General features: G+C 59.3%; 31 protein-coding genes and 1 pseudogene. 22 read left to right on the top strand and 10 right to left on the bottom strand.

Annotation, left to right across the window (positions count from 1 at the left end):
• Window positions 1-6 precede the first annotated feature (6 nt).
• From AC2FJB_RS01195 to AC2FJB_RS01105, 19 genes and pseudogenes are all read left to right on the top strand, one after another.
• Entirely contained in the window at window positions 7-384 is a 378-nt protein-coding gene (locus tag AC2FJB_RS01195; RefSeq protein WP_117868619.1) for a VOC family protein, read from the top strand.
• A 521-nt stretch (window positions 385-905) separates the two neighbouring features.
• Window positions 906-2,207 (top strand): DNA-packaging protein, encoded by a 1,302-nt coding sequence (locus AC2FJB_RS01190; RefSeq protein WP_496718674.1) that lies wholly within the window; start codon window positions 906-908, stop codon window positions 2,205-2,207.
• 137 nt (window positions 2,208-2,344) lie between these two features.
• On the top strand, window positions 2,345-2,725 hold the full coding sequence (locus tag AC2FJB_RS01185; RefSeq protein ID WP_496718560.1) for a DUF3592 domain-containing protein: 381 nt from the start codon (window positions 2,345-2,347) through the stop codon (window positions 2,723-2,725).
• A gap of 386 nt (window positions 2,726-3,111) precedes the next feature.
• Window positions 3,112-4,272: a phage portal protein gene (locus AC2FJB_RS01180; RefSeq protein ID WP_496718559.1), complete on the top strand. Its 1,161-nt coding sequence runs from the start codon at window positions 3,112-3,114 to the stop codon at window positions 4,270-4,272.
• Entirely contained in the window at window positions 4,265-4,483 is a 219-nt protein-coding gene (locus AC2FJB_RS01175; protein WP_152458319.1) for a GTA head formation protein, RCAP_rcc01685 family, read from the top strand. The genes AC2FJB_RS01180 and AC2FJB_RS01175 overlap by 8 nt, the downstream gene beginning before the upstream one ends.
• Before the next feature lie 14 nt (window positions 4,484-4,497).
• Window positions 4,498-5,055 (top strand): HK97 family phage prohead protease, encoded by a 558-nt coding sequence (locus AC2FJB_RS01170; protein WP_496718673.1) that lies wholly within the window; start codon window positions 4,498-4,500, stop codon window positions 5,053-5,055.
• A 34-nt stretch (window positions 5,056-5,089) separates the two neighbouring features.
• Window positions 5,090-6,268, top strand: a complete 1,179-nt coding sequence (locus AC2FJB_RS01165) for a phage major capsid protein (RefSeq protein WP_496718558.1) — start codon at window positions 5,090-5,092, stop codon at window positions 6,266-6,268.
• A gap of 170 nt (window positions 6,269-6,438) precedes the next feature.
• Window positions 6,439-7,038 carry a head-tail connector protein gene (locus tag AC2FJB_RS01160; protein ID WP_496718557.1) on the top strand — a complete coding sequence of 200 codons (600 nt, stop codon included), beginning with the start codon at window positions 6,439-6,441 and terminating at the stop codon, window positions 7,036-7,038.
• Window positions 7,035-7,373, top strand: coding sequence for a phage head closure protein (locus tag AC2FJB_RS01155; RefSeq protein WP_299894024.1), 339 nt, complete (start codon window positions 7,035-7,037; stop codon window positions 7,371-7,373). Before AC2FJB_RS01160 ends, AC2FJB_RS01155 begins: the two co-directional genes overlap by 4 nt.
• A pseudogene (locus AC2FJB_RS01150) lies at window positions 7,370-7,783 on the top strand (DUF3168 domain-containing protein). Before AC2FJB_RS01155 ends, AC2FJB_RS01150 begins: the two are co-directional and overlap by 4 nt.
• A gap of 20 nt (window positions 7,784-7,803) precedes the next feature.
• Window positions 7,804-8,217, top strand: coding sequence for a phage major tail protein, TP901-1 family (locus AC2FJB_RS01145; protein WP_496718556.1), 414 nt, complete (start codon window positions 7,804-7,806; stop codon window positions 8,215-8,217).
• A 4-nt stretch (window positions 8,218-8,221) separates the two neighbouring features.
• Entirely contained in the window at window positions 8,222-8,542 is a 321-nt protein-coding gene (locus AC2FJB_RS01140; RefSeq protein WP_117868627.1) for a gene transfer agent family protein, read from the top strand.
• The gene (locus AC2FJB_RS01135; RefSeq protein WP_496718555.1) at window positions 8,539-8,748 is read left to right on the top strand and encodes a rcc01693 family protein; all 210 of its coding nucleotides are present in this window, start codon (window positions 8,539-8,541) and stop codon (window positions 8,746-8,748) included. Before AC2FJB_RS01140 ends, AC2FJB_RS01135 begins: the two co-directional genes overlap by 4 nt.
• Window positions 8,735-9,397, top strand: coding sequence for an RcGTA-type gene transfer agent tail tape measure protein (locus tag AC2FJB_RS01130; RefSeq protein WP_171204954.1), 663 nt, complete (start codon window positions 8,735-8,737; stop codon window positions 9,395-9,397). Before AC2FJB_RS01135 ends, AC2FJB_RS01130 begins: the two co-directional genes overlap by 14 nt.
• Window positions 9,398-9,412: 15 nt before the next feature.
• A complete protein-coding gene (locus AC2FJB_RS01125; RefSeq protein WP_496671330.1) occupies window positions 9,413-10,045 on the top strand; it encodes a phage distal tail protein, Rcc01695 family in 633 nt (210 codons plus the stop codon).
• Window positions 10,045-10,932: a phage/gene transfer agent baseplate hub protein gene (locus AC2FJB_RS01120; protein ID WP_496718554.1), complete on the top strand. Its 888-nt coding sequence runs from the start codon at window positions 10,045-10,047 to the stop codon at window positions 10,930-10,932. The genes AC2FJB_RS01125 and AC2FJB_RS01120 overlap by 1 nt, the downstream gene beginning before the upstream one ends.
• The gene (locus AC2FJB_RS01115; RefSeq protein ID WP_496718553.1) at window positions 10,929-11,375 is read left to right on the top strand and encodes an NlpC/P60 family protein; all 447 of its coding nucleotides are present in this window, start codon (window positions 10,929-10,931) and stop codon (window positions 11,373-11,375) included. Before AC2FJB_RS01120 ends, AC2FJB_RS01115 begins: the two co-directional genes overlap by 4 nt.
• Window positions 11,375-15,490 (top strand): baseplate multidomain protein megatron, encoded by a 4,116-nt coding sequence (locus tag AC2FJB_RS01110; protein WP_496718551.1) that lies wholly within the window; start codon window positions 11,375-11,377, stop codon window positions 15,488-15,490. Before AC2FJB_RS01115 ends, AC2FJB_RS01110 begins: the two co-directional genes overlap by 1 nt.
• Window positions 15,490-15,786, top strand: coding sequence for a DUF7742 family protein (locus AC2FJB_RS01105; protein ID WP_496718550.1), 297 nt, complete (start codon window positions 15,490-15,492; stop codon window positions 15,784-15,786). Before AC2FJB_RS01110 ends, AC2FJB_RS01105 begins: the two co-directional genes overlap by 1 nt.
• Here the strand turns inward: AC2FJB_RS01105 and AC2FJB_RS01100 are convergent.
• A complete protein-coding gene (locus AC2FJB_RS01100; protein WP_496718548.1) occupies window positions 15,767-16,105 on the bottom strand; it encodes a TraR/DksA family transcriptional regulator in 339 nt (112 codons plus the stop codon). The two genes, AC2FJB_RS01105 and AC2FJB_RS01100, sit on opposite strands and share 20 nt — an antisense overlap.
• Before the next feature lie 83 nt (window positions 16,106-16,188).
• Here AC2FJB_RS01100 and cysE point away from each other — a divergent pair, with 83 nt between their 5' ends.
• On the top strand, window positions 16,189-16,998 hold the full coding sequence (gene cysE / locus AC2FJB_RS01095) for a serine O-acetyltransferase (protein ID WP_299894001.1): 810 nt from the start codon (window positions 16,189-16,191) through the stop codon (window positions 16,996-16,998).
• 4 nt (window positions 16,999-17,002) lie between these two features.
• On the opposite strand, the gene AC2FJB_RS01090 is transcribed toward cysE, so the two are convergent.
• From AC2FJB_RS01090 to AC2FJB_RS01060, 7 genes are all read right to left on the bottom strand, one after another.
• Complete coding sequence (locus tag AC2FJB_RS01090; protein ID WP_162896754.1) at window positions 17,003-17,173, bottom strand: hypothetical protein; 171 nt, start codon at window positions 17,171-17,173, stop codon at window positions 17,003-17,005.
• A 226-nt stretch (window positions 17,174-17,399) separates the two neighbouring features.
• A complete protein-coding gene (locus tag AC2FJB_RS01085; protein WP_496718547.1) occupies window positions 17,400-18,701 on the bottom strand; it encodes a pyruvate dehydrogenase complex dihydrolipoamide acetyltransferase in 1,302 nt (433 codons plus the stop codon).
• Window positions 18,702-18,715: 14 nt separating this feature from the next.
• Complete coding sequence (locus AC2FJB_RS01080; RefSeq protein WP_496718546.1) at window positions 18,716-20,089, bottom strand: pyruvate dehydrogenase complex E1 component subunit beta; 1,374 nt, start codon at window positions 20,087-20,089, stop codon at window positions 18,716-18,718.
• Between the two features lie 15 nt (window positions 20,090-20,104).
• Entirely contained in the window at window positions 20,105-21,094 is a 990-nt protein-coding gene (gene pdhA / locus AC2FJB_RS01075; RefSeq protein WP_117868638.1) for a pyruvate dehydrogenase (acetyl-transferring) E1 component subunit alpha, read from the bottom strand.
• A gap of 169 nt (window positions 21,095-21,263) precedes the next feature.
• Complete coding sequence (locus tag AC2FJB_RS01070; protein ID WP_162896755.1) at window positions 21,264-21,563, bottom strand: FtsB family cell division protein; 300 nt, start codon at window positions 21,561-21,563, stop codon at window positions 21,264-21,266.
• Between the two features lie 139 nt (window positions 21,564-21,702).
• On the bottom strand, window positions 21,703-22,047 hold the full coding sequence (locus tag AC2FJB_RS01065) for a lysozyme inhibitor LprI family protein (RefSeq protein ID WP_496671312.1): 345 nt from the start codon (window positions 22,045-22,047) through the stop codon (window positions 21,703-21,705).
• A gap of 71 nt (window positions 22,048-22,118) precedes the next feature.
• The gene (locus tag AC2FJB_RS01060; RefSeq protein ID WP_496718545.1) at window positions 22,119-23,309 is read right to left on the bottom strand and encodes a phosphoglycerate kinase; all 1,191 of its coding nucleotides are present in this window, start codon (window positions 23,307-23,309) and stop codon (window positions 22,119-22,121) included.
• A gap of 133 nt (window positions 23,310-23,442) precedes the next feature.
• Here AC2FJB_RS01060 and AC2FJB_RS01055 point away from each other — a divergent pair, with 133 nt between their 5' ends.
• Both AC2FJB_RS01055 and AC2FJB_RS01050 read left to right on the top strand, forming a co-directional pair.
• Window positions 23,443-23,949 (top strand): peptidylprolyl isomerase, encoded by a 507-nt coding sequence (locus tag AC2FJB_RS01055; RefSeq protein WP_117868640.1) that lies wholly within the window; start codon window positions 23,443-23,445, stop codon window positions 23,947-23,949.
• Window positions 23,942-24,490 carry a peptidylprolyl isomerase gene (locus tag AC2FJB_RS01050; RefSeq protein ID WP_117868641.1) on the top strand — a complete coding sequence of 183 codons (549 nt, stop codon included), beginning with the start codon at window positions 23,942-23,944 and terminating at the stop codon, window positions 24,488-24,490. Before AC2FJB_RS01055 ends, AC2FJB_RS01050 begins: the two co-directional genes overlap by 8 nt.
• A 62-nt stretch (window positions 24,491-24,552) precedes the next feature.
• Here the strand turns inward: AC2FJB_RS01050 and aqpZ are convergent, their stop codons facing one another.
• Together aqpZ and AC2FJB_RS01040 are read right to left on the bottom strand one after the other, a co-directional pair.
• Entirely contained in the window at window positions 24,553-25,242 is a 690-nt protein-coding gene (aqpZ, locus tag AC2FJB_RS01045; protein WP_117868642.1) for an aquaporin Z, read from the bottom strand.
• Window positions 25,243-25,355: 113 nt separating this feature from the next.
• Complete coding sequence (locus tag AC2FJB_RS01040) at window positions 25,356-26,165, bottom strand: M90 family metallopeptidase (protein WP_496718544.1); 810 nt, start codon at window positions 26,163-26,165, stop codon at window positions 25,356-25,358.
• Window positions 26,166-26,232: the final 67 nt, after the last annotated feature.

Genomic DNA, 26,232 nt, shown 5'->3' with positions numbered 1-26,232 from the left:
AGCCTTATGCCTCTCGTTTCATTGAAAAACACTATTACACTTGCGATGTCCGTGCAGGATCGACATGCCAGCGCAGATTGGTATGCCGTCAATCTCGGGTTTGAGCTTATCCACCACATTGATGAAGCGGGATGGAGCGAAATGCGGACGAATGTCGACGGAGTCACTTTGGGGCTGGGCGAACAGGCCGAAGCCTCTCCGGGGAACTGCGTGCCTGTCTTCGAAGTTGCGGATATCGTGGATGCGCGCAGAAAGTTGGAGGCGGCTGGAGTGGAATTTGACGGTGAAACGGAAACGATTGAGGGGATGGTCAGCACGGCCACGTTCTATGATCCGGACAGGAATGCGCTGATGTTGGCGCAGGATTTGACAGGCCAGGGCTGAGAGCATCTGGTAAAGGAATACTCAACACAGCGGTCGCCCTGCGTTGCGCTAGTGTTGCGTAACTTATTGACATTACGTACGTAATTCCGTACTAGTTATGTCATGCTAGAAGAGGCGGGCGACGGCCCCGGGGCGACCCGGTGGCCGTTTTTCGCTTCTCTCGTGCGGAGAAAACTCACGCATGAGGTCACAGGCAAACATGACTTTAATTACCCCGGAAGAGCGGATTTCCCAGACGGCTGACTTGTTGCAGTCGCTTGAGAGGTCCATTCGAGATCTGCGGCAAGCAGCGGAAGAACTGCGCAAACAGATCGGAGCCGGGGAGGATGCAGATCTTGCTGGTTCAGCCAAGCAACTCGGGCAGTTAGAGGGGCTGATCCGAAGTTGTCAGAAAGTGGAGACAAGCTTTGTCGAACAACATCACAGACAAGCCGGAATTGCCCAAGGAGGGTACGCGCTCGATCTTGACCGAGCTCGGTTTGAAGTCGGGTGCAGGTTGGCTCGCCTCCGCGCCTGTTGCGGTGCAGAACAGATTTCTAAGTGAGATCGGGGAGGGGGGGCTGTGCGCCCTCCCTTTCCTGTTCGAGTTCTGGGCACTGCCGCATCAGTTGCCGCCCGAAGGCGACTGGCGGTCCTGGGTTATCATGGGGGGGCGCGGTGCTGGTAAGACGCGGGCCGGGTCCGAATGGGTGCGACAGGTGGTTGAGGGGGCTTTGCCGCTGGATCGCGGCGAGGCGTGTCGAGTGGCCTTGGTCGGTGAGACCTTTGATCAGGTGCGCGACGTGATGATCTTTGGCGATAGCGGGATATTGCAATGCTCACCGCCGGATCGTCGGCCTGCGTGGAAGGCATCCGAACGCAAGCTGATCTGGCCCAACGGGGCCGAGGCGCAGGCGTTTTCGGCGCATGACCCCGAAGGGTTGCGCGGCCCGCAGTTCGATGCGGCCTGGGTGGATGAACTGGCCAAGTGGAAGAAGGCGGGCGAGACCTGGGACATGTTGCAATTTGCTTTGCGTTTGGGGGAACGGCCTCGGGTCTGTGTGACCACGACACCGCGCAACGTGAAGGTTTTGAAGGAATTGCTGGCGTCACCGTCGACCGCGCAGACCCATGCGCCGACCGAGGCGAACCGGGCCAATCTGGCGGGCTCATTTCTGGAGGAGGTACGCGCGCGGTACGCTGGCACGCGGCTGGGGCGTCAGGAGCTGGACGGGGTGCTGCTATCGGATGCCGAAGGGGCGCTGTGGACGGGGTCGATGCTGGAGGCGGCGCGCTGTGCACAGGTGCCCGCGTTGGATCGCATCGTCGTGGCGCTGGACCCGGCGGTGACCTCCGGTTCAGATGCGGATGCTTGCGGTATCGTGGTCGTGGGCGCTCAGGTGCAGGGGCCGCCCGAGGAGTGTCGGGCGTTCGTGCTGGCCGACCGGACGGTGCAGGGCGTTGGCCCGGCGGGCTGGGCGCAGGCGGCGATTGACGCGATGGATGAGTTCGGGGCCGAACGGCTGGTGGCCGAGGTCAATCAGGGCGGGCAGCTGGTGGAAGAGGTCGTGCGGCAGGTGGACCCTCTGGTGCCTTATCGGGCGGTACGGGCGTCGCGCGGCAAGGTCGCGCGGGCGGAACCTGTGGCGGCGTTATACGAGCAGGGGCGAGTAGCCCATGTGGCGGGGCTGGGCGCGCTGGAGGAGCAGATGTGCCAGCTGACCGCGCGTGGGTTTGAGGGGCAGGGCTCGCCTGACCGGGTCGACGCGCTGGTCTGGGCGCTGCATGAGTTGGTGGTGGGGCCTGCGGGGGCGTATCGGCGGCCTAGGGTGCGGAGTTTGTGAAATAGGGTTTCGCAAAGTACAATGCGGTTGCGGTGATGAGTGCGAGGCTCAAGCAAACTTGAACTCTACGCCCGGTTGAGTTCAAATAGGAGATATGAGTTCAAGCGCTACACCATTCGACTGTTGGGACCAAATAATTGCTCAAGACACCCTATCTTCTGGTAACTGCTGCACTTGCTGCGGCGGTTGCCGCCCATTTGTATTTTGAGCCAAACCCGGAGCTTGTCATAGGATTGATATTTGCCGCTGCTGGGCTTGGCGTGCTTTCTACGCACGTAAGAGCCCGTCGCAACTGGACGAAGACAACGGGCAAAGTGGTGAAACTAGACTACAACAAGGAACGTATTGAGTTCGATTTCTTTGTCTCAGGTCGTTCGTATTCCGGCATTAGTGGATCGGATCCAAATTGGCATCAGGTTGGGCAAGAAATAACCGTATACTACGATGAAAATAATCCAAATAACCACAAACACCACAGTTGGTCTAACGAACTGATCTTCGGTCGGGGGTCCTTGTGATTGGGATATTTGCAGCAATTATGAATTCGGGGTTTTAGCCTTTAGGATGCATCTGATGAATTTCCTCCAAAACGTGTTTAGACCGCCGACTGCAGATGAGCTCCCCGTTCTGAAGCGAGGTTTGCCTGTCCGGTTAGTCTTTGTCGCAATTTTGGTGGTTGCGTCGATTTCTGGACAAAGATCAGTTCTTTACTACGTTCTTGCATTGCCTTGGGTATACGTCATTCTCATGTTTAGTGTGATCGAGGATAGGTTCGCAAACCGAAACGATCCAGGTGAATGACCCGTTGCCCAGCCGCCGTACGCCCCATTCCCGAGGCTTAAACTTCTTTCCGTCATAACTCCTTTCAACAAGCCGGGCAGAGCGGCGGCAGAAAGGAGCACAGATGGTATTCGATTTCTTGCGTCGTGGATCGGCTGAGGCAGCGCCCGAGGCGAAGGCGAGCGCGGCGGGGCCTGTGGTGGCGTGGCAGACGGGCGGGCGCGTGGCGTGGAGCCCTCGGGATGTGGTGTCGCTGACGCGGGCGGGGTTTTCGGGGAACCCGGTGGGGTTTCGCTCGGTCAAGTTGATTGCCGAGGCGGCGGCGGCACTGCCGTTGGTACTGCAGGATCAGGCGCAGCGCTATGATGTACATCCGATCCTGTCCCTGATGCGCCGTCCAAATGCGGCGCAGGGGCGGGCGGAATTGATGGAGGCGCTGTTCGGGCAGTTGCTGCTGTCGGGCAATGCCTATGTCGAGGCGGTGCAGGCTGACGAGGGGCTGCCGGTTGAGCTGCACGTTTTGCGCTCGGACCGGATGAGCGTGGTGCCGGGGGCGGATGGGTGGCCCAAGGCGTATGACTACGCTGTGGGCGGCAAGAAGCACCGATTTTCAGCGGAAAACATTTGCCATATCAAGTCGTTCCACCCTCAGGATGATCATTACGGGTTCTCGCCGATGCAGGCTGCGGCGATGGCGATTGATGTGCACAACAGCGCGTCTCGCTGGTCAAAATCGCTGCTCGACAATGCTGCGCGGCCTTCGGGGGCGTTGGTGTGGAAGGGCGATGGCCATGGGGTGATGGCCGAGGATCAGTTCCGGCGCCTAAGCGACGAGATCGAACAGAACTATCGCGGGGCGCGCAATGCGGGTCGTCCGATGGTTCTGGAAGGGGGGCTGGATTGGAAGCCGATGGGTTTCTCGCCCTCGGACATGGAGTTTCAAAAGACCAAGGAAGCCGCCGCCCGCGAGATCGCGCTGGCCTTTGGGGTCCCGCCGATGCTGCTGGGGATCCAGGGCGACGCGACTTATTCGAACTATCAGGAGGCCAACCGGGCGTTCTATCGCCTGACCGTGCTGCCTCTGGTGACGCGGGTGGCGGCGGCGGTGTCGGAGTGGCTGGCGGGCTTTACCGGTGAGGAACTGGTGTTGAAGCCTGACCTGGATCAGGTGCCTGCCTTGTCTGCCGAACGCGATGCGCAATGGGCGCGGGTCAATGGGGCCGACTTCCTGACGGATGCCGAGAAGCGTGCCTTGCTGGGCCTGCCGGAGCGTGGTGATGGGTGAGGGGTATCCCTCGTTCGAGTGCGCGCCGGGCCTGCGTCTGGCCGCGCATGAGCGGGTGGCCGAGATCCAGCATGCACATTTGTGTCGTCGTCTGGATCAGATCGAAGAGATGATGGAGCGGCTGGAACGCCGGTTGTGGCTGACGGTCTATGGCGTGGCGGCGGTGATCCTGGCACAGGCGTTTCAGTCTCTGTTGGTGGTGGCGCCATAAGTTCAATGGGTTACATGGAGAAGTTCATGGATTTGGAGCATAAATTTGCACGGTTCGGCGACGGTTTGTCGGTCACGGATGACTCGGTGATCGAGGGCTATGCAAGCCTGTTTGGGCAGGTCGATCAGGGCAGTGACGTGGTGCAGCGTGGAGCCTATCGCGGCTCGCTTGACGGGCTGGCCAAGGCGGGTCAGCGGGTCAAGATGCTGTGGCAGCACGATCCGTCCCAGCCCATCGGCGTGTGGGACGAAGTGCGTGAGGATGACAAGGGCCTGTGGGTCAAGGGACGTTTGCTGGAGAGCACGCAGAAGGGTCGTGAGGCGGCGGAGTTGATCCGGGCGGGGGCGATGGATGGCCTGTCGATTGGCTATCGCACCAAGCGGGCGGTGAAGAATGACAAGGGCCAGCGGGTCCTGACCGAACTGGAGCTGTGGGAGGTGTCTTTGGTGACGTTCCCGATGCTGCCCAGTGCGCGGGTGGCGGCGAAGGGGCGAAACCCTGACGCCGAGGAAGCCCTGCGCTGTATTGCCGACGTATTCAACGATGCCCGGCAGGAGCTGGCGCGGAACTAGCGCGCCTCAAAACCACTCAGAACAGGACATGCTGATGAGCAAGACCGAAACCCCGGCCTTGACCGGAGAGGGTGCGCCCCTGGTTCAGGAGGTGAAGCAGGCGATGGCTGGCTTCGTAAATGAATTCAAGGGCCTGAATGCCGAAGTTAAAACTAAACTGCAACAGACTGAAGAGCGACTGACCATGCTGGATCGTAAATCAACTATCGCGGCACGCCCGCATCTTGCGGCTTCGATCGAGGACGGAGCCCCACATCAGAAGGCATTTGATACCTATGTGCGGTCCGGCGAAGATGACGGGCTGCGCGGCCTCGAGATGGAAGCCAAATCGCTGTCCTCAGCGGTCAATAGCGATGGTGGCTATCTGGTTGATCCGCAGACCGCCGAGACGATCAAGTCCGTTTTGAACTCGACGGCATCTATCCGGTCGATTGCATCGGTTGTGAATGTCGAGGCAAATTCGTTCGACGTGCTGATTGATCACACCGATGTAGGTGCGGGCTGGGCGGATGAAAACTCGGCCACGGCGGAAACCGGAACCCCGTCGATCGATCGTATCTCGATCCAGCTGCACGAGCTGAGCGCTCTGCCCAAGGCGTCGCAGCGTCTGCTGGATGACAGCGCCTTCGATGTCGAAGGTTGGCTGGCCGGGCGCATTGCCGGCAAATTTGCACGCGCTGAGGCGGCGGCTTTCATCAACGGCGATGGCGTCGACAAGCCCAAAGGGTTGATGATCCACCGAGCCGTACCGAATGATGCGTGGTCCTGGGGCAGCCTGGGCTATGTTGCGACTGGTATTGATGCAGGTATTGACGCGGATGCGATTGTCGATGTGGTTTATGCGCTGGGCGCGCAATACCGGGTCAATGGCACCTTCGTGATGAATTCGAAGACCGCAGGTCTGATCCGCAAGTTGAAAGACAGCGATGGCCGCTTCTTGTGGTCCGATGGTCTGGCCGCAGGTGAGCCGGCGCGTCTGATGGGGTATCCGGTACTGATCGCCGAGGACATGCCGGATGTGGCATCCGACAGTTTCTCAATTGCATTTGGTGACTTCCAGGCTGGTTACACCATTGCCGAGCGTCCTGATCTGCGCGTGCTGCGCGATCCGTTCAGCGCCAAGCCGCATGTGCTGTTCTATGCGACCAAACGCGTCGGCGGCGATGTCAGCGATTTCGCTGCGATCAAGCTGGTGAAATTCGGCACCGCCTAACGCGGGCTGAATCCGGGGGGCGCTGGCCCCTCGGACGGCGGGCGCGGGCCGGGGTGAGATCCTCTGCGTTGTCTAGCTGCTCCCCTCCGTCCGAGCAACGTGGGGCGGCGCGTGCCCGTCATTTTCCAAGGATGGGGCCTCGGAGGGGTCCGAGATTGCGGAGTGAGTGGATGATGTTGATCGAAGAGGCCGCCATCGCGGATGCGGCGCTGCCGGTGGATCAGTTCAAGGCGCATCTGAGATTGGGCACGGGTTTTGCCGAGGATGATGTGCAGAACGAAGTGTTGAAGGGGTTCCTGCGAGCCGCCATTGCGGCGATCGAGGCACGCACCGGCGCGGTTCTGATCGCGCGGGACTTCTCGTGGAGTTTGTACAGGTGGCGCGACCCATCGGGAGAGGTGTTGCCCGTGGCCCCGGTGGTTTCAGTGCTGGCTTTGACGCTGACCGACAAGAGCGGCGCTGAAACGGTTGCAGACGCCGCAACTTATCGGCTGGAGCATGATAGCCAACGGCCTCGGGTGCGTCCTATGGGATCCAGCCTGCCTGCCATCAAAACGGGTGGTTCTGCTAAGATTTCTTTTGTCGCGGGGATGGCTCAGGATTGGGGCGGGTTGCCTGCTGATCTGGGGCAGGCGGTATTACTGCTGGCGGCGCATTACTATGAATACCGAGATGAAACCTCATTGGGCGCGGGTTGTATGCCCTTTGGTGTCACCAGCCTGATCCAGCGCTATCGCATGGTGCGTTTCGGGGCGGGGATTTCGCAATGAAAACGCCGCATCTGAACCGTAAACTGGTGCTGGAGGCGCCAATGCGAAGTGCTGATGGGTCGGGGGGTTATACCGAAACATGGGCTGCGATGGGGACACTGTGGGCCGAAGTGACGGCGCGCAGTGGAGCAGAACGGCAGATCGCTGGAATATCCGTGTCGCGTGTCGGGTATCGCATCGTGGTGCGTGGGGCGCGCATGGGGTCTTCGATGCGTCCCGCGCCTGATCAGCGGTTTCGCGAGGGCAATCGGCGTTTTGTAATCCGGGCCGTGGCCGAACTTGACGCCCGCGGCAAGTACCTGACCTGTTTCGCAGATGAAGAGGTGGCGGCATGAGCTATGGCATTTCTGCCGCTTTACAGGCGGCTGTGTATCAGCAGCTTTCAGCGGACGCAGCAGTCAGCAGTTAATCGGGTGGCGCGATCTATGATGCAGTACCCGCAGGAACCGTGCCGCAGACCTATGTGATGCTGGGCCCGGAAGAGGTGCGAGACGCCTCGGACCGATCAGGCACGGGCGCAATACACCGTTTCACCGTTTCAGTGGTGTCCGAGTCGGCAGGATTTGGCGCTGCTAAGACACTGGCCGGCGCGGTGTGTGACGCGCTGGAAAACGCGCCACTTAACCTGGATCGCGGTCGGCTGGTGGGACTGTGGTTCGAGCGCGCTTCGGCCCGGCGTACCGGGACCGGCGGCACCATCCGCCAGATCGACCTGAAATTCCGCGCTCGCGTGGAAGATGACTAAGCAATCAACGGAGAGAGCACATGGCTGCCCAGAACGGAAAAGACCTTTTGGTCAAAGTGGATATGAACGGCACCGGCCTGTTCCAGACGATCGCGGGGCTACGGGCCACGCGAATCAGTTTCAATACTGAAAGTGTGGATGTCACCAGCCTGGAAAGTCAGGGTGGATGGCGCGAGCTATTGTCTGGGGCAGGGGTCAAATCAGCTTCGATCTCCGGTTCCGGTGTATTCAGGGATGCCGGCACTGATGAGCGTGCGCGGCAGTTGTTCTTCGATGGTGAAACTCCGGCCTTTCAGGTCATCATCCCTGATTTTGGGGTTGTTGAAGGTCGGTTTCAGGTCACCAGCATTGAGTACGCAGGTTCGCACAACGGTGAGGCGACCTATGAGATGAGCATGGCCAGTGCCGGTGCTCTGACCTTTACGGCGCTTTGATCCGATGGCCAATCCGTGGACAGGCGAGGTGGCGCTGACCATCGATGGCGAGCAGCGGGTGCTCAAGCTGACGCTTGGTGCTTTGGCGGAGCTGGAGCAGGAGCTGAATGCAGGATCGCTGGTTGAGCTGGTGCAACGGTTTGAGGGCGGAGCGTATTCCAGTGCGGATGTTTTGGCCCTCATCGTTGCCGGTCTGCGGGGCGGTGGCTGGAACGTTGCCCGGGCCGACCTGATGCATGCCGAGATCGAAGGCGGTCCCATGGCTGCAGCCAGAACTGGAGCCGAATTGTTGGCGCGCGCCTTCATGGTGCCGGAGGGCACATGAGCGGGTTCGACTGGCCTGCCCTGATGGGGGCCGGATTTTTGGGGCTGCGACTGACGCCGGATCAATTCTGGCGTCTGACCCCGGCAGAGCTGCGGCTGATGCTGGGGCAGGGGTCCGGCGTGTCCGCAATGAACCGGGCGGGGTTGGATGCTTTGCTGGCGGCTTATCCGGACAAGACACAAGGAGAGCGTGATGACAGATCGTGACGGGTTTGATGACCTGCAAGAACGTGGAGAAGCGCTGGGCGATTCCCTCGGCGATGCTGCGACTATGGCGGCGGCGTTTGACAGCCAGATGAAGCGCATCAGTGCCGCATTTGAAGAGACCGGCAAGGATGTCGCCACGCTGGAGCGTGGCATGTCCAGCGGATTGCGCAAGGCCTTCGATGGTGTCGTTCTGGATGGGATGAGTCTTTCCGGCGCGCTGGATGTCCTGAAGAACTCCTTGATCCAAACGGCTTATGCGGCTGCGATCAAGCCGGTGACGGATCACTTTGGCGGAATGCTAGCCAACACGGTTGGCGGGTTGGTGAAGGGAATTCTGCCTTTTGCTGATGGCGGCAGCTTCAGCCAGGGCCGGGTGATGCCCTTCGCCAATGGTGGTGTGGTCAGCGGCCCGACAACGTTTCCCATGCGCGGCGGCACCGGGCTGATGGGAGAAGCCGGGCCTGAGGCGATCATGCCGCTGGCGCGTGGGGCCGATGGCAAGCTGGGCGTGCGGACGCAGGGTGCTGGGCGTGCTGTGAATGTGGTGATGAACATTTCAACACCGGACGTTCAAGGGTTCCGCCGGTCTCAGGGGCAGATAGCGGCCCAGATGAGCCGCGCGCTGGGGCGTGGCAATCGCAATAGATAAATCAGGGAGCAGCTGATGAATTTCCACGAGGTGAGATTTCCCGCCAGTCTAAGCTTTGGCTCGGTCGGCGGCCCGGAACGGCGGACGGACATTGTGACGTTGGCCAATGGCTTTGAAGAGCGCAACACGCCCTGGGCCCATTCGCGCCGCCGATATGATGCGGGGTTGGGGATGCGTTCGCTGGACGATATCGAGACGCTGATTTCGTTCTTCGAAGCACGACAGGGTCAGATGTTCGGCTTTCGCTGGAAAGACTGGTCGGATTTCAAATCCGGCAAGGCCACGGTGGACACCAGTTTCGGAGATCAGGTGATCGCCAAAGGCGACGGTACACGCACCGAGTTTCAGTTGATCAAGACCTACCATTCGGGCGGGGTCAGCTATGCGCGCCCTATCGTAAAGCCGGTATTGGGTACAGTGCGTCTGGGTCTGGATCAGGATGAGGTCCGCGAGGGCGTGGATTTTGATGTTGAACTGACGACGGGCAAGGTCACGTTTGCGGACCCGCCGCCGGAAGAGGTCGATATCACCGCGGGTTTTGAGTTTGATGTGCCGGTGCGCTTTGACACCGACAAAATCCAGACCAGTGTCGCCAGTTTTCAGGCCGGTGATGTACCGAACGTTCCTGTGGTCGAGGTGCGCATCTGATGGCTCAAGATATACAGGGCCTGCACACGCATTTGCAGAGCGGGATGACAACGGTCTGCCGTTGTTGGGCGATCAAACGCAAGGACGGTCAGGAATACGGTTTTACCGACCACGACATGGAGCTGAGTTTTGACGGGTTGACCTTCAAGGCCAGTACCGGCCTGACGGCCGCTGCCATCGAGCAGGCCACGGGCCTGTCCATCGACAACACGGAAGCAATGGGCGCTCTGTCTGACGCGGCCATTCGCGACGAGGATATCGAGGCAGGACGATTTGACGGGGCCGAGGTGCGCGCCTGGTTGGTCAACTGGGCCGATCTGGATCAGCGCGTCCTTCAGTTCCGTGGTTCAATTGGTGAGTTGCGCCGCTCTGGCGGCGCTTTCCATGCGGAATTGCGTGGCCTGACCGACTTGCTGAACCGCCCCTTGGGGCGTGTTTACCAGAAGCCCTGCACGGCTGTGTTGGGGGATCGGGCCTGCCGGTTCAACACCGACACACCGGGCTATTGGTTCGAAGGTGTGATCTCGGGTTTCGATGGCGGCACCCTTCTGCATGTTGCAGGGGGTCAAACCATTGAAGAAGGCTGGTTCGAACGGGGTCGCGTTGATGTTGTTTCCGGTTCTGCCAAGGGGTTGTGGTCGTCGATCAAGAACGACAGGCAGACTGCAACAGGGCGAGAGATCACACTTTGGTCCGGATTCGGGGCAAGCCTGGCGATTGGCGACAGTGTTAAACTGCGGGCAGGATGCGACAAGCGCATGGAAACCTGCCAGTTCAAGTTCGACAACTTTCTGAATTTTCAAGGGTTCCCAGATCTTCCGGGCGAAGACTGGGTCATGGCTGTTCCCAAGAAATGCAAAGCCAATAGCGGAGGCAGCATACGGTGACGACGTGTAGAGAGGATATTGTGGCCGAGGCGCGCAATTGGCTTGGAACGCCCTATGTGCATCAGGCCTCGTTCAAGGGTGCCGGTGCGGATTGTCTGGGCCTGTTGCGGGGCGTTTGGCGCGCTGTGATCGGGCAGGAACCTGAATCTGTTCCGGCATACAGCATGGACTGGTCCGAGCCGCAGGGTGAGGAACGTATGTGGGTGGCTGCCAGGCGGCATCTGGTCGAAAAACCAATAGGCAAGATGGCTTCGGGGGACGTTCTGTTGTTTCGGATGCGCGACACAAGCGTCGCCAAGCATTTGGGCATCGTTTGTACCACGCAACCCGAGCCCCGCTTTATTCACGCGTATTCCGGCCGTGGCGTGGTGGAAAACGCACTGAGCAGGCCTTGGTACCGCCGTATCGTTTCCTGTTTCGAATTCCCGATGGAGATGTATTGATGGCCACTATTCTTCTTTCCGCAGCCGGGGCTGCGCTGGGCGGTTCGATTGGGGGCACGGTCGCGGGCCTTTCAACCGCAGTTATCGGTCGGGCCGTCGGTGCGACGGTCGGGCGGGTCCTTGATCAGAAGTTCTTTAACCAGTCCGTTATGGGCAGTGGCAGTGAAGTCGTCGAAACCGGCCGCATGGATCGATTTCGGTTGACGGAAACCGGCGAAGGCGCGCCGGTGACCACCGTGTTTGGCCGTATGCGTGTGGGTGGTCAGGTCATTTGGGCTTCGGACTTTTTGGAGACCCAGACGACGACCACAGAGGGTGGTGGTGGGGGTGGCAAAGGAAAACCCAAGACCCCTGAGGTGACTACTGTCACGTACAGTTACTCGATTTCGCTGGCAATTGCGGTTGGCGCCGGTGAGATTGCCGATGTCGCGCGCATTTGGGCGGATGGAGAAGAACAAGATCGATCCGGCCTCAACATGCGGGTTTATCATGGCACGCGGGATCAGTTGCCGGATCCGCTGATCGAGGCAATTGAAGGTGCTGGAACAGTTCCGGCATATCGCGGAACGGCCTATGTCGTGATCGAGGACTTCCCGCTCGGCGCTTTCGGCAACCGGGTGCCGCAGTTTTCATTTGGAATTGTTCGCCCCACGCAGCGAGACATGCCCGATCATGACAGCGCAGTGTCTCAGATCGTGCGCGGGGTCGCCATGATACCGGGGACCGGAGAATACGCTCTGGCCAGCTCTCAGGTGAATTATTCACAATCTGGTAAAAGCTGGCCAGCCAACGCACATTCCGCGTCTGGTGCCTCGGATCTTGTATCCTCGACCCGTGCTCTGGAAAGCGAGTTGCCCAATTGTGATGCCGCATCACTGGTGGTGTCGTGGTTCGGCGACGATCTGAGATGCGGGCAATGCAAAATTCGGCCCAAGATCGAACAGCGTGAGATAGACAGTAACGATATGCCCTGGATCGTGTCTGATCAGGCCCGAAGCGACGCGGGGCTTGTGGCTCGGCAGAACGGCCGACCGGTCTATGGGGGGACTCCGGCCGATGCGGCAGTGGTAGAGGCGATCCGCCATCTGAACCGATCCGGTAAACGGGTGATGTTTTATCCTTTCATCCTGATGGAGCAATTGCCGGGGAACGGGCTGCCTGATCCCTGGTCGGATGCTTCAAGTCAGCCTCACCTGCCATGGCGTGGGCGGATCACCCTGGATGTGGCGCCGGGGCGCCCGGGTTCTTCGGACCAGACGGCATGGGCCGATGCACAGGTCGCTGCGTTCTTTGGATCAGCACGTGCACAGGATTTTGCGATCAACCAGGATTCGAACGGATCGGGCGGTACCGGCGGCGGCACGGGTGGTCTGGTCAGGCCCAGACCGGGTGGCCGACCTGATGACAGTGGCGATACCGGTTTAACCTGGGTAACCGGGGGCGGTTACCTTGGCGGACTGCTGGGGGACAGCGGCGTCACGGCCAAAGAAATCATCAAATACTCCGGCCCTCAGGAATGGGGCCTGCGGCGTTTCATTCTGCACTATGCCATGTTGTGCAAGGCTGCCGGCGGTGTTTCGTCATTCTGCATATCGTCCGAGATGCGGGGCCTGACCCAGATCAGGGGGGCTTCGGGCTTTCCGGCGGTTGCGCAGCTTCGCGCCTTGGCGGCCGAGGTCCGTCAGATTCTGGGGCCGGACACGAAAATCGGCTATGCAGCGGATTGGAGTGAGTATTTTGGATACCAGCCAGAAGGCACCGGCGACAGGTATTTTCACCTCGACCCTCTTTGGGCGGACGACAACATCGATTTCATCGGCATCGACAACTACATGCCGTTGTCCGATTGGCGTAATCGTGAACACCATCTGGACGCCGAGGCTGGCGCGCCTTCGATCTACGACCTGAGTTATCTTCGCAGCAATATTGAAGGCGGTGAAGGATATGACTGGTATTACGCCTCTCCGGAAGAGGCGGAAGCGCAGATCAGAACTCCGATCGAAGATCAGGAGCATGACGAGCCGTGGATCTGGCGATACAAGGACCTGCGCAACTGGTGGTCGAATCCGCATCACGAACGGATCGGAGGCGTGCGTCAACCCAACCCGACCGATTGGGTGCCCGGCTCGAAACCGATCTGGTTCACCGAGTTGGGGTGTGCGGCAATCGACAAGGGCACGAACCAGCCGAACAAGTTCCTAGACCCAAAGTCATCGGAATCGCTGTTGCCTGCGTATTCAATCGGGCTGCGCGACGACTTCATCCAGGTTCAGTATCTGGCCGCGATGCTTGGCTATTGGAGCGATCCGAAGGTCAATCCGATCTCGGACATCTACAGCGCGCCGATGTTGGATATGGCAAACGCGTATGTCTGGGCATGGGATACCCGACCATTTCCTACCTTTCCTAACCTGAGAAGCCAGTGGGACGATGGCGAGAACTATCCCAGAGGGCACTGGCTGAACGGTCGGTCCGGGTCTCGTACTTTGGCATCCGTGGTGACCGAAATCTGCCACGGTGCAGGTGTCACGGATGTCGATGTCACTGGTCTGTACGGTGTGGTCCGCGGGTATGTCATCGAAGATGTAACAAACGCCCGTTCTGCCTTGCAGCCGCTGATGCTGCGCTATGGGTTTGATGCGATCGAAAGGGATGGGGTGTTGAAGTTCCAGATGCGCGACGGGTACGGCGCAGTTGCCTTAAACCCCGATCATCTGGCGATCAGCAGCGATCTTGAAAGCTCGCTCGAATACCGGCGCGAGGCCGAGGCCGAGATGACCGGGCGCGTTCGCTTGCGTTTTGTTCAGTCGGACGCGGATCATGATGTCGTCGCGGAAGAGGCGGTTTTGCCCGATGATCGCACCCATTCCGTATCGGTGAATGAGATGCCCCTGTCCATGACCCGCACCGAAGGGCGGCAAACCGCCGAACGCTGGTTGAGCGAAGCCAGAGTTTCCCGCGATACGGTTCGGTTTGCGCTTCCGCCGTCTCAAATGCACCTTGGGGCAGGAGATCTGGTTCGTTTGACAGACGCTGAAACCGGGCCGGTGTACCGGATTGACTGGTTGGAATCCGCTGACCTGCAACTGGTTGAAGCGGTCCGGATCGAGCAGGGCGTGTACAAGGCATCCGAATTGAATGACGACCCGGCAACGGTCAAACCGTATGCCGCGCCGGTCCCCGTGCTGCCGGTCTTTCTGGACCTGCCCTTGATCACCGGGGCCGAGGCCCCTCACGCGCCCTATCTGGCGGTTACCGGAGATCCATGGCCTGGGACTGCAACGGTCTATTCCTCGTCCAGTGACGATAGCTATCGCCTGAGCGATGTCATTGCCCAACGGGCAGTGGTCGGCGTAACCGAAACACCGCTGAGGCGCGCCAGTGTCGGTGTCTGGGATGAGGGCCCTGCCATGAAGGTCAAACTGCTTGCGGGTCAGTTGGAATCCCGTCCTCGCAGCTCGGTAATGAATGGTGTCAATCTCGCTGCAATCGGTGACGGAACACCCGGTAACTGGGAAGTTTTTCAGTTCTCTGACGCGGCGCTCGAGGCCCCGGACGTATACGCATTGTCCGGGCGGCTCAGGGGGCAACTGGGAACAGACGCTTTGATGCCCGATGTTTGGCCGGATGGATCAGTATTCGTTCTGCTGAATGACAGGGTGCAACAGATCAGCCTGCTGCGAAACGAAAGGCGTCTTGCCAAGCATTATCGCATAGGGCCTGCAACCCGCGGCTATGATGACGCGTCCTATCAACACCTGATTGCCTCGTTTGATGGCAACGGATTGCGCCCGTACGCGCCAGTGCACATGCGGCTTCGGTCTGGTGCCGCCGTTGATGAGCTTACCTGGATTCGACGTGCCCGAACAGATGCGGACGACTGGTCGGGGCTGGAGATCCCCTTGGGGGAAGAAAGCGAATCCTATCTGGTCCGTGTCATTGCGGGTGGAACCCTTCTGCGTGAAGAACTGACATCCGAACCAAGGTGGACCTATTCGACAGCCATGAAAGCGGCGGATGGTCTGACAGGGGGCTATGAGGTCGACGTGGCCCAAGTATCTGCTGTATTCGGACCGGGTGCTTGGTCGCGTCTTGTGGTTGGTCAAGCAGCCTGATGCGGCCGGTTCTTCATGGGGATGTCAGTGCTTCGGCGCGCGCCTTGCTGGTCGTGCCGCAGCCGGACCGGGAGGCTTTGTGTACCCGGATGATCCACGAGGCGGAATTGGCCGACAGGCATTTGGAGCGCACGGGCAAGCTCCACCCGATTTACGGCAATGGTTCACTTATGGCCGTTGCGCGAAACAGGGTCCTGACAGATGAACCTGGGTTTGATGATCTGCAATATTGTCAGTGTTTTGAGATGGTTCTGCACCAGCTTGCCAGATTTCAGACTATCCGGACGCGCAGCTGACGCATTTGCTGGCCGCCAGATCCAGATTCAGCCGCCCATCCGGAATACGCTCGCCGCAGTCTTCGCAATATCCGAACTCGCCGTCGTCAAGCCGCGCCAACGCGGCCAGAAGCCGGCGTGTTTCTACATCGCGATTGGTCTGCTGTGCCTTGGCCATGGCCTGGTTTTGCAGCGCATCCATGCGACTCAGCCGTCCAACGGCCTGTTGATCCAGCTCGACAATGGCCTGAGCCTGCTGTCCCGAGGCTGACACCTCTTGCAATTCCGCCAATCGTTCGCGAATTCGTGTTTCGAAATGGGTGCGCTCTGACTCATTCATTTTCGTTACATGACCGATCATGGGTTTGCGTTTGGTCTTTTTGCCACTAAATGGCATTCTAGGCGCAGCAAAGGATCAAAACCATGTTCGAAAAGCGCAGCCATGTGACACCGGTTGATCCGGTCTGGAACCGTATCACATCCGAGGCCCATGCGGCCGTCGAGAAAGAACCCCTCATGGGGGGGCTCGTGCACGCCTGTATCCTACATCACCGCAGCCTTGAACGCGCGCTTTCATATCGGGTGGCGGCCAAGCTGTGCTCGAACGAAATGTCGATGATGGTCCTGCGTGAAGTCGTGGATGAGGCATATGCCGACGATCCGGGTTTGCTCGAAGCCGCCCGCGCGGATCTAATGGCCGTTTACGAACGTGATCCGGCCTGTCATCGGTTGTTGCAGCCGATCCTTTATTTCAAAGGGTATCAGGCCATGCAGGCGTATCGCGTGGCGCATTGGCTGTGGCGCAAGGGTCGTCACGATCTCGCGTATTTCTTCCAGATGCGTTCGTCCGAGATTTTCGGCATCGACATTCATCCGGCCGCAAAGATCGGCAAAGGCATCATGATCGACCATGCCCATTCCATCGTGATTGGCGAGACGGCAGTGGTTGGCGACAATGTATCGATGCTGCATTCCGTGACGCTGGGTGGAACCGGCAAGGAAGAAGAACAGCGCCATCCTACAATCGGAAATGGCGTGCTGATCGGGGCAGGGGCCAAGGTCCTGGGTAATATCGAAGTTGGCCATTGCAGCCGCATCGCCGCCGGGTCAGTGGTGTTGCAAGAAGTGCCGCCTTGCAAGACGGTCGCCGGTATCCCCGCCAAGATCGTGGGGGAAGCCGGGTGCGACCAGCCGTCGATCTCGATGGATCATATGCTGGGCAAGGACCAGTAAAAATTCAGCGGGAGCGGTTGGCGCGTTTGTCCAACCGCTTGCGCCGCTGTTCTTCCCGCTTTTGTTTGCGAAGCTCTTGCTGTCTGTCCTGTGCGGCTTTCTGTTGGGCAATAGCGGCCGGATCGTTCGGCTTGAACTTAGAATGCTCACCTGGATAGCTGTTGGGTATTGCCATGGCAAATTCAGGTGCCGTGGCTGCCGGAAACGCCAATACAATCAGGCTGAGAATGAGATTTCTTGAGAGTATCGCGCACCTGCCTTCCGTCGGCTTCTAAAGGAATGAAGTGGGACGTCTTGATACACAGGGCAAACGGTGCCCCGATCACGCAAGTTCAATTCAGTGCCAAGAGATGAGACTGCACTCGCCCCGGGTATCAGGGGCGAGTGCATGTTTCAGGTCCTCAGGCCAGCATGACCATCGGGTTTTCAAGGTTGTCGACAATTGCCTTGAGCAGTTCTGCCCCCAACGCGCCGTCGATAACGCGGTGATCGACGGACATGGTAACGGACATCACAGTTGCCACCGTCAGCTCACCATCATCCCCGACGATCGGCTTTTTCACGCCTGTTCCCACCGCCAGAATACCGGCGTGAGGCGGGTTCACGATGGCGTCGAAATTGTCGATGCCGAACATACCCAGGTTCGAGATTGCAAACGTGCCCCCCTGATATTCATGCGGTGCCAGCTTGCGCTCACGGGCACGGGCGGCGAGGTCCTTCATCTCGGTAGAAAGGGCTGACAGAGATTTCATGTCGGCGTCCTGAAGAACCGGGGTGAACAGGCCGCCCTCGATTGCGACCGCAACGGCCACGTCCGATGGCTTCAGTTGCAGCACCCGATCGCCCGCCCAGACTGCGTTGCAGGCCGGAACCTGCTGCAACGCATTGGCAACGGCCTTGATGATGAAGTCGTTGACGCTCAGTTTCACGCCGCGGCCTTCCAATTGCTTGTTCAACTGGCTGCGGAACTTCAGCAGTGCATCCAGCTTGATGTCGCGGCGCAGGTAGAAATGCGGGATGGTCTGTTTGGCCTCGCCCAGGCGCGCAGCGATGGTTTTGCGCATACCGTCGAGCTGAATCTCTTCGTACTCGCGGCCCTCATACATCCGCGCGACCATATCCGCGGAGGGTCCAGCGGGAGCAGCTGCAGCAGCCGCTGGCGCTGCGGCCGCAGGAGTTGGTGCCGGTGCGGTTGCAGTTGCCCCTTCGACATCCGCTTTGACGATGCGACCATGCGGGCCAGAGCCTGCGATCTGCGCCAGATCAAGGCCTTTCTGCGCGGCAATCCGGCGGGCCAGAGGGGACGCAAAGATACGACCGCCATCTGCCTTGACCGGGGCGGCCGGGGCAGGGGCAGGCGCCTCGGATACCGCTGGCGCGGCAGCCTCGTTGCCCGAAGCGGCTGCGGGGGCAGCCCCCGGAACAACGGCAGGCGAGGTCGAGATATCATCAGCGCTTTCGCCGTCTTCCAAAAGAACCGCAATGGCGGTGTTGACCTTGACCCCTTCGGTGCCCTCGGGGATCAGGATCTTGCCAATGGTGCCTTCATCGACGGCTTCGAACTCCATCGTGGCCTTGTCGGTTTCGATCTCGGCCAGCAGATCGCCGGAGGAGACGGTGTCGCCTTCCTTGACCAGCCATTTTGCAAGCGTGCCTTCCTCCATGGTCGGTGAAAGGGCGGGCATCAGAATTTCGGTGGGCATCTGTCTGTCGCTCCTTACCGGTAGGTCACTTGTTTGACGGCTTCGATCACCTCGTCCGTAGTGATCAGGGCCAGTTTTTCGAGGTTCGCGGCGTAGGGCATCGGAACGTCCTTGCCGGTGCAGTTGATGACCGGGGCGTCGAGGTAATCGAACGCCTCCTGCATCACGACCGAACTGATGTAGCTGCCGACCGAGCCTTGCGGCCAACCTTCTTCAACGGTCACAAGGCGGTTGGTTTTCATCACCGAGTTGATTATCGCTCCGGTATCCATCGGGCGGATCGTGCGCAGGTCGATGACCTCGGCGCTGATGCCCTCTTCGGCCAGCTTGTCGGCGGCTTCCAGCGCGTACTGCATGCCGATGCCAAAGCTGACGATAGTCACGTCCGAGCCTTCGCGCCAGATACGGGCCTTGCCCAGCGGGATGGTCAGGTCGTCTACCTGTGGCATGTCGAAGGAGCGACCGTAGAGGATTTCATTTTCCAGGAAGATCACCGGGTTTGGGTCGCGGATGGCTGATTTCAGCAATCCTTTGGCGTCAGCCGCCGAATAGGGCATGACGACTTTCAGGCCGGGGATTTGCATGTACCAAGCGGCATAGTCCTGGCTGTGCTGGGCCGCGACGCGTGCGGCGGCACCATTGGGGCCGCGGAACACGATCGGACAGCCCATCTGACCACCGGACATATAAAGCGTCTTGGCGGCCGAGTTGATGATCTGGTCGATCGCCTGCATGGCGAAGTTGAACGTCATGAACTCGACGATCGGTTTCAGACCGCCAAAGGCCGATCCCACGGCGATACCGGCGAAACCATGCTCGGTGATCGGCGTATCGATCACGCGCTTGGGCCCGAACTCGTCCAGAAGACCCTGGGAAATCTTGTAGGCGCCCTGATACTCCGCGACTTCCTCGCCCATGAGATAGACGTCTTCGTCGCTGCGCATTTCTTCGGCCATCGCGTCACGCAGCGCTTCGCGAACGGTTTCGGATTTCATCTCGGCATCTGCCGGCCAGTCGGGCGAAAGATCCACCACCGGAGCGGCCGGGGCTGCGGCGACAGGAGCGGGGCCCTCGATCGCCGCAGGGGCGGCTTCGGCCACCGCAGCGGCTGCGGGGGCAGCCGTGGGCAGGGCCGAGGCGTCTTCGCCTTCTTCGACCAGAACCGCAATCGGGGTGTTCACTTTGACCCCTTCGGTGCCTTCGGCGATCAGGATCTTGCCGACGATGCCCTCGTCGACAGCTTCAAATTCCATTGTCGCCTTGTCGGTCTCGATTTCGGCCAGGATGTCACCGCTTGATACAGTGTCGCCTTCCTTGACCAGCCATTTGGCCAGCGTGCCCTCTTCCATGGTGGGCGAAAGGGCGGGCATGAGAATTTCGGTTGCCATGTCTTATTCGTCCTCTCAGGCGTAAATATCGGTCCAGAGCTCTTCAACGGCGGGCTCGGGGCTTTCTTTCGAGAATTCGGCAGCTTGATTCACGATCTCTTTGATTTCTTTGTCGATCGCCTTCAGGTCATCCTCGGTCGCGTGTTTGCCGGTCAGCAGCAACTCGCGCACATGTTCAATCGGGTCGCTTTGTTCGCGGACTTTCTGAACCTCTTCGCGGGTGCGGTACTTGGCCGGGTCAGACATCGAGTGGCCGCGATAGCGGTAGGTCTTAATTTCAAGGATGTAAGGGCCCTTGCCGGCGCGACAGTGGGCAACAGCCTTTTCACCAGCAGCTTTGACGGCCAGCACATCCATACCGTTGACGATCTCGCCGGGAATGCCGAACGCTTCGCCGCGCACATAGATATCAGGTGACGAGGTCGAACGCGCCTGCGCTGTGCCCATGGCGTATTGGTTGTTCTCGATCACGAAAACCACGGGAAGATCCCACAGGGCGGCCATGTTGAAGGTCTCATAGACCTGACCCTGGTTTGCGGCACCGTCGCCGAAATAGGTAAAGGTCACGCCGCCGGTTTCCTTGTACTTGTCAGCGAAGGCCAGACCGGCACCCAGCGGAACCTGCGCGCCAACGATGCCATGGCCACCATAGAAATGCTTCTCTTTCGAGAACATGTGCATCGAACCACCCTTGCCCTTGGACAGGCCGCCTTCGCGCCCGGTCAGTTCGGCCATCACGCCGCCCGGGTCCATGCCACAGGCCAGCATATGGCCGTGGTCACGATAAGAGGTGATCCGCTTGTCGCCGTCCTGAGCTGCCGCTTCGAGCCCAACAACAACCGCCTCTTGTCCGATGTAAAGGTGGCAGAACCCGCCGATCAGACCCATGCCGTAAAGCTGGCCCGCCTTTTCCTCGAATCGACGGATCAGAAGCATCTCGCGGTAGTATGTCTTGAGTTCTTCCGCTGAAACATTTGGTTTCTTTGTGGTTTTTCGCGCAGCCATAGTGGCGATCTCCCCCTTTCGGCAAGATAGTTTAGCGTTAAACTATCTCATAAAGCATTTGGGGCTTTCTGGCGAGGGGAAATGTGACGCAGCGTCCGCGCGGGCGCGGCTGAGCTGAAATGCAAAGCGGTGCAACGATGTACCGAAGAATTACGGCGACCAAAAAGGATCAGCGGATTACGATTTCATCTGCCCGGATCATACCAAGAACCGAACGCGCCTGCTGATCGAGCAGGTCGAGATCCAGATAGGTATCAGACAGGCGCCGGGTCAGATTTTCCAATTCGGCGATTTGGGCATTAAGCTTTTCCAGGTCGTGTGACAGGGCGTCCCGTTCCCCAGCAATTTCGACCCGCCGAAACAGGCCATAGTCACCTTGCACGGCGGCAAAGGTGAAATACACACCAAGCATGAAAGCCACCGAGAAGAAGACGATTGAGCCCAGACCGGGCCGATGGGAACGGGACACTCTGTTTACCGCCGTATGAAAACTTGCCTCAAAAATGTGCCCTTTGCGGACATCTGAACACACTATGTCACAGGTGATTCGGGTTGTGAATCCCCTGATTCGATTTTTCATCAGTAATTTATGCCTGCTCTGGTGCAGGTCAGCGCCACGCTTGCAGCGCCTGGTTTCGTGCCTCGGTCTGCTCTTTCATGCAGGACCAGTAGAACATCGGGGCAGCACTGCCGCCTCCCGACAGTTCTTTGTCGCAGGTTGCGTCTCGGGCTTTCAGCCAGGCGCGTTGTTCGGTCAGAAGAGCATCACCTTCGCCGCGTGCAGCGGCTGCGGGTTTGATCTGTGCCCACAGCCGGTTGAGTTCGCGATCAGCGATTTCCCATTGTTCTTTGGCGCAGAAATTGGCGTCAAGTTGGGTCTGACCGCCGCAACTGGATTGAGCTGCGGCAGAGCAGGGCAGGATGGTAAGGACAAGAAGGTAAATTGGCTTCACGGTGAAATCCCCCGTTCAAAAAGGGATAATACCATGAACCCTATCAGGCGATCAAAAGCGGTAAGTGACGCCTATTGATCCAGCGCCGCGACACCGGGCAGCGTCTTGCCTTCCATCCATTCCAGGAATGCACCACCTGCGGTCGAGATGTAGGTGAAGTCCTTGGCTGCACCCGAAGCATTCAGGGCCGCAACCGTGTCTCCACCCCCGGCGACCGAGATGAGCTGGCCCGAACGGCTAAGCGCGGCCGCCTTCAAGGCGGCGGCATTGGTGGCGGCGTCAAACGGTTCCAGTTCGAACGCACCCAGCGGACCGTTCCAAATCAGGGTTTTGCTTTTGTCAAAAATCCCTGTGATCGCGGCGACACTTTCGGGGCCCGCATCCAGGATCATGCCGTCCTCGGGGCATTGATCTGCGGGCAGGACCTGATGAGGGGCGTTGGCCTCAAACTTTTCGGCCACCACAACATCGCGTGGCAGAACGATCTGACAGCCAGAGCTTTCGGCTTTGGCGAGGATTTCGGCGGCGGTGTCTTTCATCGCAGTCTCGGCCAGTGATTTACCAACACTGATGCCCTGTGCGACGAGGAATGTATTGGCCATGCCGCCACCGATCACCAGATAATCGACCTTGTCGATCAGGTTGCCCAGCAATTCCAGCTTGGTCGAGACCTTGGCTCCACCCACAACCGCTGTTACCGGGCGTTTGGGCGCGCCCAACGCGTTTTCCAGAGCTTGCAACTCGGCCTGCATCAAACGACCGGTGCAGGCGGGCAGAAGGCGCGCGATGGCCTCGGTCGAGCTGTGGGCCCGGTGCGCCGCTGAAAACGCGTCGTTGCAGTACACGTCACCCAGCTTGGCCATGCCTGCGGCCAGATCGGTGTCGTTCTTGGTCTCTGCCGCGTGAAAACGCGTGTTCTCTAGCAACAGTACCTGACCGGGCTGCAACGCCTCTGCTGCCAGTTCGGCCTCGGTTCCAACACAGTCGGCGGCAAACAGGACTTTGGCGCCAAAAGCGCTTTCGAGGGTGGGGACCAGTTGCTTGAGCGACAGGTTTTCGCGTCGCTCCCCACCGGGGCGACCGAAATGGGCCAGAAGGATCGGTTTGCCGCCTGCGGCCAGAATGTCGCGCACAGTGGGCACGATCCTCTGAATACGAGTGGCGTCGGTAACTACGCCATCCACGACCGGCACATTGATATCCACACGCACCAGAACGCGTTTGCCGTTCAGGTCCATATCGTCCAGCGTTTTCCAGCCCATCGCGCAATCCTCGTCATTTGCAAATGATTTAGGCGGTTCTTTTCCTGCATTTTGCCCTCAGGTCAATGCGTCACTTGGCATTCGTACGCGTGCATCATAGGTATTTGCGCAAGATAAACGACAGGAGGGCCTCATGGCCGAGATCAAGGATCCCGAAAACACAATCATCATCGAGCTGAAAGACGGCAATGTCGTCATCGAGCTGCTGCCGGATGTGGCGCCTTTGCACAGCGCGCGGATGAAAGAACTGGCCCGCGACGGACAGTACGACAACGTAGCCTTCCACCGTGTGATCGACGGTTTCATGGCGCAAACCGGCGACGTGCAGCATGGCGATATGGAAGACGGTTTCAACCTGCGTATGGCTGGGACCGGCGGTTCGTCGCTGGCGAACGTTCCGGCAGAGTTTTCCAAGCTGCCCCATGATCGCGGCACTTTGGGCGCGGCGCGGTCGCAGAACCCGGATTCAGCCAACTCGCAGTTCTTCATCAACTTCAAGGACAACCACTTCCTGAACGGCCAGTACACTGTTTATGGCCGTGTCATCGACGGAATGGAGCATGTGGACGCCATCGTACGAGGCGAGCCGCCAGCGAGCCCTGACCGCATGATCAGCGTCAAGGTGGCGGCTGATGTATAAGTTCGCCGCCGCTTTTGCCTTGCTGGCCAGCCCTGCGCTGGCCACGGGTCTTGAGGTCGAGATCGAAGGTGAGGGAGCCAATGGCACTGTCACCATCGACCTGTTCGATGATATTGCTCCGAAACATGTTGAGCAGATCGCTGCTCTGGCCAATGAAGGCAAGTACGATGGCGTGGTGTTTCACCGCGTGATTGACGGCTTCATGGCGCAGACCGGCGACGTGGAACATGGCCGCCTGGGTGGTGACATGCGCCGCGCCGGAACCGGTGGTTCCGACCGTGCAGACCTTCCGGCAGAGTTTTCGGATTTCGAATTCGACCGGGGCGTGGTTGGCATGGCGCGGGCGCAAGACCCCAATAGCGCCAACTCACAGTTCTTTATCATGTTCGAACCGGGCCCGTTCCTGAACGGCAAGTACACGGTTGTTGGTCAGGTGACTGACGGCATGGACGTAGTCGACGCGATCAAACGCGGTGAGGGCCAGAACGGCGCCATTATCGGCCAGCCGGACGTGATGAAAAAAGTCACCGTTACCGAGTGAACGTGAAAAGCCCGGCGCTCCTCAAAACGCCGGGCTTTTTTATATGGTTGATTGCAAGAGAATCAATCGTCCGGTGACATTGCTTTCCAGATAAGCGCTCCGATCGCGCCGCCGATCAGCGGGGCCACCCAGAACAGCCACAGCTGCGACAGGGCAGGGCCGTCGGCAAACAGGGCGACGCCTGTGGACCGGGCCGGGTTGACCGAAGTATTGGTGACCGGAATTGATACAAGGTGGATCAGGGTCAATCCCAGACCAATCGCGATGGGGGCGAAACCCGCCGGTGCCTTGTCCGAGGTCGCGCCCAGAATGATCAGGATGAAGAAAGCGGTCATCACGATTTCGATCACCAGAGCGGACATCAGGGAATACCCCCCGGGTGAGGCCTCACCATATCCGTTTGACGCAAATCCTCCGACGCCAGAGAACTCGGGCGCACCGCTGACAATCAGATACAGAACCACTGCGGCAGCGATGGCTCCGATGACCTGAGCGATCCAATACGGCAGCAGATCCTTGGCCGGAAACCGCCCGCCAATCATCAAGCCCAGGCTGACCGCCGGATTGAAGTGTCCGCCCGAGATATGGCCAACCGTGTAGGCCATTGTCAGAACCGTCAGGCCGAAGGCGAAGGACACGCCAAGCCACCCTATTCCGACATCCGCGACGCCCGCTGCCAATACGGCACTGCCGCAACCTCCGAGAACCAGCCAGAAGGTGCCGAAGAACTCGGCCAGTAGTTTTGATGACATGAAATTTCCTCCACAATGCAATGCGCTTAAGTGTAATTCATAAATTAACTGTTGTTAAATTGTGTCGAACGGGGAATTTCCCGGATACCCTCTCACCTTGGGTCGGAAAGCCATTAGGTCCATTGAGCAGGATCCAGGCGGAACAGCTTTGACAGTTGTTTGTAAACGCCCGGGTCCGAGTTGCGCAGCGCCTTGGGGCGCTCAAAGAACACTTCAACCGAAACGGCAAAAAACTCCTCGTGCCCTTCCGCGCCATAGGGGTCGATTACAGTTGGCTGCCCGGATTCAACGGCGCGCACATGCGCGTCATAGGCTGTTAGGAATGCGGACTCCCATTCTGAAAAACTCTGGTTGTTGCTGAGAACAGGCACCCCGTTGGCCGACCCGGTCAGATCGTCGATCTGGTGGGCAAATTCGTGAAAGACAACATTTTGCCCGTCATGATCATTCATGGCACCGCGCTGGCTGTGGGCCCAGGACAGGATCACCGGGCCGCGGTTCCAGCTTTCCCCGGTGCGCACGATTTCCTTCTCGGTGACGACATAACCGCTGTGCCGGCTCTGCCTGGATTTGAAAGCGCTGGGATAGATCAGGATGGTGGTCAGGTTGTCATACCAGAGGTCGGTATTCACAACCAGCAGACAGGCTTGCGCGGCGATGGACACTTGCATGTCTTCGGTAACGCCCAGACCGTCGCACCCGGTGAATTCAACCTGATCAAGGAACAAGTTAATCTTGCCTTCCAGCTTTGCGCGCAGGCCCTGCGGCAGCCTTCGCAAGATCGGGACCTGAGCGTCAACAAGGTGCCGTTGACTGTCCGTCAACGGCGCGGCCAACAGGGCGTGACGCGCCTGTCGTTTGGACCAAAAGTAAAAGGTCAGACCTGCCGCGATCACTGCAACAAGTGTCAGGAAAATCAACATGACCCGACCCTAACGTGATCCCGACGGGATCAAAACAAGTTTCCCGGACAAGGGCTGCGGCCCTAAA

The organism is Ruegeria sp. CDSC085 (genome assembly GCF_059610465.1).
The sequence above is the reverse complement of the archived record's forward strand: the minus strand, read 5'-3'. Positions and strand labels throughout refer to the sequence as shown.